This window comes from Halalkalibacter sp. AB-rgal2, from assembly GCF_041821005.1.
In the GTDB taxonomy this organism is placed as follows: Bacteria; Bacillota; Bacilli; order Bacillales; family Bacillaceae_D; genus Halalkalibacter.
The window spans coordinates 114,619-123,275 of sequence record NZ_JBGUAV010000010.1 but is presented as its reverse complement, the minus strand read 5'-3'; the positions used below and the strand labels follow the sequence as shown (position 1 = coordinate 123,275).

Annotated in this window: 7 protein-coding genes; all 7 read right to left on the bottom strand. The window is 38.7% G+C overall.

Translation table 11 applies throughout. The annotated features are described in order from the left end of the window. Nucleotides 1–23 precede the first annotated feature (23 nt). The 7 genes from uvrC to zapA all read right to left on the bottom strand — a co-directional run bounded on the left by uvrC (nt 24) and on the right by zapA (nt 8,339). Nucleotides 24–1,739, bottom strand: coding sequence for an excinuclease ABC subunit UvrC (gene uvrC, locus ACERJO_RS10515; RefSeq protein WP_247104801.1), 1,716 nt, complete (start codon nt 1,737–1,739; stop codon nt 24–26). A gap of 175 nt (nt 1,740–1,914) precedes the next feature. Then, entirely contained in the window at nt 1,915–2,229 is a 315-nt protein-coding gene (gene trxA, locus ACERJO_RS10510) for a thioredoxin (protein ID WP_247104784.1), read from the bottom strand. A 350-nt stretch (nt 2,230–2,579) separates the two neighbouring features. Then, nucleotides 2,580–2,993: a DUF350 domain-containing protein gene (locus ACERJO_RS10505; RefSeq protein ID WP_247104782.1), complete on the bottom strand. Its 414-nt coding sequence runs from the start codon at nt 2,991–2,993 to the stop codon at nt 2,580–2,582. A 14-nt stretch (nt 2,994–3,007) separates the two neighbouring features. Further along, a complete protein-coding gene (locus tag ACERJO_RS10500) occupies nt 3,008–5,368 on the bottom strand; it encodes an endonuclease MutS2 (protein ID WP_247104781.1) in 2,361 nt (786 codons plus the stop codon). Between the two features lie 23 nt (nt 5,369–5,391). After that, a complete protein-coding gene (polX, locus tag ACERJO_RS10495; RefSeq protein ID WP_247104780.1) occupies nt 5,392–7,107 on the bottom strand; it encodes a DNA polymerase/3'-5' exonuclease PolX in 1,716 nt (571 codons plus the stop codon). A gap of 415 nt (nt 7,108–7,522) precedes the next feature. Then, nucleotides 7,523–8,062: a CvpA family protein gene (locus tag ACERJO_RS10490; RefSeq protein WP_247104778.1), complete on the bottom strand. Its 540-nt coding sequence runs from the start codon at nt 8,060–8,062 to the stop codon at nt 7,523–7,525. 1 nt (nt 8,063) lies between these two features. Beyond that, nucleotides 8,064–8,339, bottom strand: coding sequence for a cell division protein ZapA (gene zapA / locus ACERJO_RS10485; protein WP_035342554.1), 276 nt, complete (start codon nt 8,337–8,339; stop codon nt 8,064–8,066). Nucleotides 8,340–8,657 lie beyond the last annotated feature (318 nt).

Sequence of the window (8,657 nt, the reverse complement as noted above, 5' to 3'; positions counted from 1 at the left end):
CAACTAAGAAGCTCTTAAGCTTCTTAGTTGTTCTTTAATGCTTCTATAATTGCTTCAGCGACTGTATGTGGGATCGATAACGAGACAAATTCTTCTACGCTCGCTTCCTTCATTTTCTTCACAGAACCAAAATGCTTCAGTAAAACTTTTTTTCGTTTTTCGCCTATCCCTGGAATATCATCAAGTACAGATTGAAAGAGCGATTTTGACCGGGTTTGACGATGAAAACTAATCGCAAACCTGTGTACTTCATCCTGAATACGCTGTAATAAATAAAATTCATGGCTATCTCGCTTTAAAGGAACAATCTCAGGTGGATTCCCCATTAATAATTGCGATGTACGATGCTGCTCATCCTTTGCTAAACCACAAACAGGAATACTTAAGCCTAATTCGTCCTCAATGATTTCTTGAGCTGCGCTTATTTGACCTTTTCCACCATCGATGACAATGAGATCGGGCAAAGGGAGTTCTTCCTTCAGCAATCGAACATAACGCCTTCTAACAACTTCTCTCATAGAACCGTAATCATCAGGGCCTTCCACCGTTTTAATTTTATATTTACGATAATCCTTACGACTCGGTTTCCCGTCTAAAAACGTAATCATTGCTGAAACTGGATCAACACCTTGTATATTCGAGTTATCAAAAGCTTCGATTCGATACGGTGTGGTCATGTTCAATCGTTCTCCGAGTCGTTCTATCGCTTTAATCGTCCGTTCTTCGTTTCGTTCGATAAGGGAAAATTTTTCATTTAAAGAAACGGTTGCGTTTTGATTTGCTAGTTGTAGCAATTCTTTCTTCTTGCCTCGCTTTGGAGCATGAACGGGAACCATCAGCAATTGTTCAAGTAACGCTGTCTCAATTTCATCTGGCACTAATAGTTCAGCAGGCTTCAGATGCTCTTTCTTTAAGTAAAATTGGCCAATAAAAGTCATTAAATCTTCATGAGCATCTTGGTAATAAGGAAAAATAGAAACATCTCTTTCGATTAGACGTCCTTGTCGAATGAAAAATACTTGTACACACATCCATCCCTTATCGTGTGCAAATCCAAATACATCACGATCTAGACGATCTGAAATCGTCATTTTCTGCTTCTCCATAACCACTTCCATATGACTAATCGTATCACGGAGCTCCTTCGCTCGTTCAAAGTCTAACTCCTCAGAGGCTTTTAACATTCGTGTCTTTAATTGCTCCTTCACTTCTTCATGTCCAGCTCGTAAAAACTTACTAATGGCCTGTACCATTTCTTGATTCTGTTCTTGAGATACGTCATAAACACACGGTGCCAGACATTGACCAATATGATAATACAAACAAACCTTATCTGGAAGTTTTCTACATTTTCTAAGAGGATAAATCCGATCTAATAGCTTCTTCGTTTCATTCGCAGCACCCGCATTTGGATAAGGACCGAAATATTTCCCACCGTCTTTTTTAACCTTCCTCGTTATGATTAATCGTGGATGCTCTTCGTTCGTTAGCTTTAAATAAGGGTAAGATTTATCATCCTTGAGCATGACATTATATTTCGGATCATGCTTTTTAATTAAGTTCATCTCTAATATAAGTGCCTCAATATTAGAGGAGGTCACGATATATTCAAAATCAACAATTTCACTAACGAGCCGCTGCGTTTTCCCATCATGTGATCCTGTAAAATACGATCGCACACGACTCTTTAACGATTTAGCTTTTCCGACATAAATGATCGTTCCTTGTCGATCCTTCATTAAATAACAGCCAGGTTCCCCAGGCAATACAGCCAGCTTCTCCTTTAACAATACTACCCCCCCTAACAAAAAACATGACAGCAATTAAGAAAAGACGCTACTGAGTTTTCCTTATAAAAAACGCCTAAAAAGGGAAGCCCTCTTTAGACGCCTTACATCTCATTTCTCAGACGATTTATGCGTGCTTATTTAATAATTCTGCCAAAGCATCTTTCGGCTGAAAGCCAACAACTTGATCGACAACTTCACCATCTTTGAAAACAAGAAGCGTCGGAATACTCATTACGCTATATTTACCAGCTGTTTCTTGGTTATCATCGACATTTAGTTTGACAATCTTTGCTTTATCACCCATTTCTGAATCAAGCTCTTCAAGTACGGGAGCAATCATCTTACAAGGTCCGCACCATGGAGCCCAAAAATCAGCAAGAACGACCCCTTCACTCGTTTCAGAAGAAAATGTTTGATCAGTCACATTTACAATAGCCATTATAATTATCCTCCTCATTGTGAATCTAATTTTTCATGACTAGTATATCACTAGCCATCATGAAGCGCGAATATGTTGCTCAACTTTATTTTATGCAAATAAACTTAATTATAGAGCATGTACAAAAATTACCAAAAAAATATGATAATCGCTCTGTTCGCTATGTGTCTTCTGGTTAGTAAACACTCCCCACAAAGACTTTTAAAAGATGTAGCGACTATGCTCATTGCTTAAAGGTCATTCAAAAAGGAAACCTCTTATAATAAAAATAAATAAGCTATCCCTGCTAAAATAAAGGCCGCACAACAAACATATAAAATTTTCATCAATGTTTCCATCATTATCCCCTTCTAACGAGCAATTATGCTAGCTCCAATCACATAAGACAAACCAATTGATAATAACATGGCAATCAAACCTACTGCTCGATTGTCTCGTTCAATCTCCTCATCTACCTTAAAGCTAGGGGTTAAAAACTCAAAAATAAAGTAACTAAATAACAGTAAAAGAAAACCAAATACTCCCCAACCTAACATCGTAAATAGTGAATCTGAATGTTCAATCGAATGGCGAAAAATATTGACAACACCAAACACTTTGCCGCCTGTAGCCATCGCAACCGCTATGTTCCCATTTTTTATTTCCTTCCAATTATTATAACGGGTCACTAATTCAAATACACCTAAAAACAAAATAAGTGCCAAAACAGACACACTATAATAGGCTGCTGTTTGTACAAGCTCATATTCAAATAAGGCGTCCATATGCTTCTCCTCACTTATTTTAATTCAACAACAGTGTTACCGAGACCACCTTCATTCATTCCTCCATCACGCTCATTTTTCACGTGCGGGTGCTTCTTTAATAGTTGTTTCACTCCTTTTCGTAAAGCACCGCTTCCTTTTCCGTGTATGATTGAGACTTGATGATAGCCAGCAAGTAAAGCATCATCAATATACTTCTCAACCCTTCTCATCGCTTCTTCGTATCGTTCACCACGTAAATCAAGCTCTGATTTCACATGATGATCATTTCCCCGTAGCATGGCCATTGGCTTTGTCTCTACTTGCTTTGGACGATCGATCAATTGAAGATCATCTGCCTTTACCTTCATCTTCATAATCCCCATTTGAACTTGGTATTCGTCATCTGACACCTTCTCCACAACAAAACCCTTTTGACCAAAGCTTAACACTTTTACTTCATCACCAGCCTGAATTAATTGCTTCTTCTTTTGCGCTGCTTTTTTCACCTTTTTCTGTTTTGGTGTTAACTGTGGAGACGCTAAATCTAAATGTTTTTTCGCATCAATAATTTGATGTTCCTTTACCGAAAGTCCTTGTTTTTGCATGTCTCTTAATTCTTCGATAATGACTTCAGCCTCTTCTTTAGCTTTCATGACAGCTTTCTCTGCTTTTTCCTCAGCCTCTTTGAACAAGCGTTCCTTTTGTTTCTCAAATGACTCTAATTCATTCTCAAGTTGCCGTCGAAGTCCCTCAGCCTCTTGGCGAATTTGTTCAGCCTCATCCCACTCCGATTCTGCTGAGCGTTGACTTGTTTCAAGCGAGGCAATCATTGATTCAATTTGATTCGTCTCACTATCAATCTGTTCCTTCGCTCGTTCAATAATCCGTTCATCTAGCCCTAACCGTTGCGAGATAGCAAATGCATTACTTCTTCCTGGAACACCAATAAGTAAACGATAGGTCGGTCTTAACGTCTCAACATTGAATTCCACACTCGCATTCATGACACCTTCACGATTATAAGCATAGCCCTTTAACTCACTATAATGGGTTGTCGCAACCGTACAAGCTCCTTTTTTGTAGACATCATCCAAAATAGCGATAGCCAATGCCGCTCCTTCAGTTGGATCAGTTCCTGCACCTAGTTCATCAAATAAGACGAGACTTTCAAAATCAACCTGACTCAAAATATCGACAATATTTGTCATATGTGAAGAGAACGTACTTAAGCTTTGCTCAATCGACTGTTCATCACCTATATCAGCAAATATTTTTTTGAAAACAGCTAATTCTGATTCTTCTTCTACAGGCACATGCAATCCAGATTGCGCCATTAACGTTAACAAACCAACCGTTTTTAATGTCACTGTTTTACCACCGGTATTCGGCCCCGTAATAATTAAAGATCGGTACATTTCACCTAACCCAACATCAATCGGGACCACTTCTTCATCCTCCAATAATGGATGACGAGCTTTTTTCATATTCATGAAACCACGATCATTTAAGATCGGTTTCGTTGCTCTAATTTGCTTTGCGTAGCGAGCTTTAGCAAAAATGAAATCAAGCTCACCTAAAATCGTAACATTCTCTAACAACTCCTGAGCAACTTCTGCAACCTGACCTGTTAATTCATTTAAAATTCGTTCAATTTCACGTTCCTCCTTACTCTTTGCCTCTCTTAATTGGTTGTTAATCGTCACGACTGCTTGAGGCTCAATGAATAGCGTTGCCCCTGAAGCAGATTGATCGTGGACAATCCCCCCAAAGGAGCTACGATACTCCTGTTTAACCGGAATGACAAAACGGTCATTCCGAATTGTAATAATGGCATCCGAAAGCATCTTTTGCGTGTTTGATGAACGAATCGTATTTTCTAATTTTGACCTTACTGCAGATTCAAAGCTTTTCACTTGTTGTCGAATCGTACGCAACGTTGGACTAGCCGTATCCAACACTCCACCGTGGTCGTCAATACATTGCTTAATTGATTTTTCAGTATCCGTTAAAGTAACAATTTGTTCTACATAATCATACAATCGTGGTAATGAGATTTCATCCTCTTCCACCATCGTTGAAATAAATTTTTTTAATCGACGACCACCATAAATCGTACTTGCTATTTCATTTAGCTCTGAAGCAGACAGTATCCCACCGATTATGGCTCTCTTTGCATGCGCGGTTATATCAAAAATGCCACCTAATGGTACTTGTCCCTTCAACCTTAAGATAGTTGCTCCTTCAGCTGTTTCCTGCTGCCATCTATTCACCACTTCTAGGTCAAGAGACGGCATTAAATGATGCAGCTTATGTACCCCTAACGATGAGGAAACATGCTCACGTACTTGTTCCTTCATTTTCGTATATTCTAATACCCTTAATACCCGTTCCATTGTTTATCTCCTTTTTCACGTTCTTAATCATGACGTTTTAAAAAGGCTGTCAATTCCTCTAAAGTCCACGTATTAATGACCCATTTAGGAGAAAGCATCGCTTTCCGAGCTGTTCCTGTACCAAAGCTCATTTCAGACAGACCTTCCACTCGGTGAGCATCCGTATTAATGGCTACGTTTACTCCTTCCTCATCAGCCCACTTTAGCCATTTTGCTGATAAATCTAGCCGGTATGGACTAGCATTTAATTCAAGAGCTGTGTTCGTTTCCTTCGCCAATTGAATCAAGTGTTCGACATCGACATTGTATCCTTTCCTTCTTCCTAACACTCTCCCTGTCGGATGGGCGATTATATCAACATGAGGATTATATAACGCTGTTTTCAAACGTTCCATTATCGTATGCTCATCCTGCTGAAATGAAGAATGAATCGATGCAATAACAAGATCTATTTCAGCTAGTATGTCGTCCTCATAATCCAATGTCCCATCTGGTAATATATCCATTTCAATTCCTGTTAAAATCGTGATATCATCATATTGTTTATTTAGATGGCGGATACGTGCGTGCTGCTCTTTTAACCGTTCAACCGTTAATCCATTAGCCACTCTTAGAAATTTAGAATGATCGGTGATCGCGATATATGAATAGCCTTTTTTTCGTGCGGACTCAACCATTTCTTCAATTGAATTCGCTCCATCACTCCACGTAGAGTGCATATGTAAATCTCCACGAATATCCTCATCCTGTAAGTAAGTTAGCTTTCCTGCCTGTGCTTTTTCAATTTCACCTTGATTTTCACGTGCTTCTGGAGGGATATACTCTAATTGAAAATGAGTAAAAAAATCCTCCTCCGTTGAAAACGTATGAAGTTCTCCAGTTTCAATGTTCTCAACACCATATTCACTAATTTTTTCCCCTCGTTGCTTCGCTAGTTGACGCATTTTTACATTATGATCTTTGGATCCTGTAAAATGGTGAAGCGTCGTTGCGAATTCTTCTTCACTCACGAGGCGAAAGTCTATTGAAACAGGATATGTTCCTAACACTTCAACGGAAACCTTCGTGTCACCACTAGCGATCACATTCGAAAGAAAAGGTAGCGCTAGCAATTCCTCCTTCACTTGTTTTGGGGCTACTGTCGCAATGATAAAGTCTAAATCCTTCACATCTTCACGAAGACGTCTAAAACTACCTGCCCGAGAGAAACGCTTAATGGAAGGTATTGAAACTAATGCAGTCTCCACTTGCTCGATAACAGGAATCACGTAGGGGAGTGCTAACCGCTCAGGTCGTGTACCAACTTCTTTAATCGCCGCAAAAATTTTCTCCTCTGTTTTCTTGCCAAATCCTGATAACTGTTGAACTTTCTCTTCTATACATGCTTGCTTTAACGTTTCTATATCTGTCACTCCGAGCTCACGATACAGCTTTCCGATTTTCTTTCCACCTAAGCCTGGTAAGCTTAAGAGAGCAACTAAGCCTGACGGTAAATCTGCCTTCAATTGCTCTAACAAACTAGAATGACCTATTTCCTTTAGTTCATTGATAACCTCTGCCGTTGCTTTACCTATTCCATTCAAAGTAGCAGGGTTATCGATCTCTGCTAATGTACGTTGCTCTGTCTCTAATGCTTGAGCCGCTTTGCGGTATGCTGCAATTTTAAAAGCATTCTCACCTTTGATTTCTAAGTATATGGCAATATGCTCAAGCGTACGGATTGCATCTTTAATATTCATCTTCCACCGACCCTTTCCATAGTTCCATAAGGGCACTGGAAAAGCTTGAATTTCAACTTTTTTCGGTGTCCCTTAAGCAATGTGCGTAACCGTTGCCTATTTTCCAAAGAATACGAGTGTTTTTTCGTATCAGGGGAGAAACGTGTGAAGCCATTGCTAGTCAGATTCAGAGCACTAAAAAAGTTCATTTGTACTTTTTCAGCGGCCTCTAGTTCCATCATACCGAGAATCATGGCTAAAATGCAACAGAGTCGTGGGTACCGAAAAATTTTGGCTTTTAACTTTTTTATTGCACTCACAAACTCCTCTTTTTATAGCGTCTATGAATTCTCACTCCACTTCTTAAATCAAGCCCTTCCTCTATACAAAAAAAATCTGACTCTATCTACACTATGTTAGAGTCAGATTGCTATCATTATAGTACATTACCTTCCCACAATCCTCTTATCCACTCAGACAAGAATGGCGTGTTCGTTAACATATATTCTGCCACAATCGAACGCTGCAGTTGGTCTTGAACAATATCAATTGGTAATAACGCCCCAACAATCAAGATAACAAAAATAATTAAATACACTTCAACGAAGCAAAAGATTCCACCTAATAGCTGGTTCGCCGTTCGTAAAACTGGTATATGCGCTAAAAAATCTAGCATTGAGCCAATAATATGAAGGATAATCTTCGTTCCGAAGAAAAGAATAGCAAACGCGATTCCCGAATAATAAACACTTTCTGCATCGAACGTTTGAAAGATCATACCTACAGGGCTATCTGATGAAAACTGTGGATAAGGAATCCATAGTCGAATAAACGTCGCTAATTCACTAAAATACGAATAAGCAACATATAACGCAGCTACAAAGCTAATTAAATGAATGAGCTGTAAAATAAACCCCCGTCTTCGTCCAATAAAGAAACTACAAATTAATATAAATATAATTAAAAAGCTAAGCATTTTACTCGTCTCCCGTCGTGCTCCGTTCGCTCTTTTGTTTTAATTGTTCTAATTCTTCTAAAACTTTAAAATAATCATCCACGACATTCACCGCTGTCAAAACAGCTAATCGTGTTGTATCTAAGTAGGGATTATGTTTTTTCACTTCTCGCATTTTCTGATCAACTGCTTTTGCAACTTCTTTTACATAGGCCGGAGACTCTTGACCGACAACCGTATACGGTTGACCATAAATTGAAACTGTGATCCGTTGTTTGTTGTCTTTTTGGTCAGACACAAATATAGCCTCCTATCTCCTCTAAGTGTAAAAATTCCAACTTCTATCTTAACATGAAGTCAACGTGTTGGAAATCCTTTTCTAAAAGTCCCACACATTCCGTACTTTTTTCATTTTCATTTTAAATTTTCATTCACATCCACCTTTCATTCAATAGAAAAAGCGATATCGTTTGTTTGTCATCTCACTTCCAAATCTAGAGGTAAAACGGGCAGATTTATATGATTATTCTTAAACATAAGGACACTTCCTTCTGATTGGATTTTGTGTGGTAACTTTCATTTATCAAAAGTTGTCCTTTTTTATTGTGAAAAATAA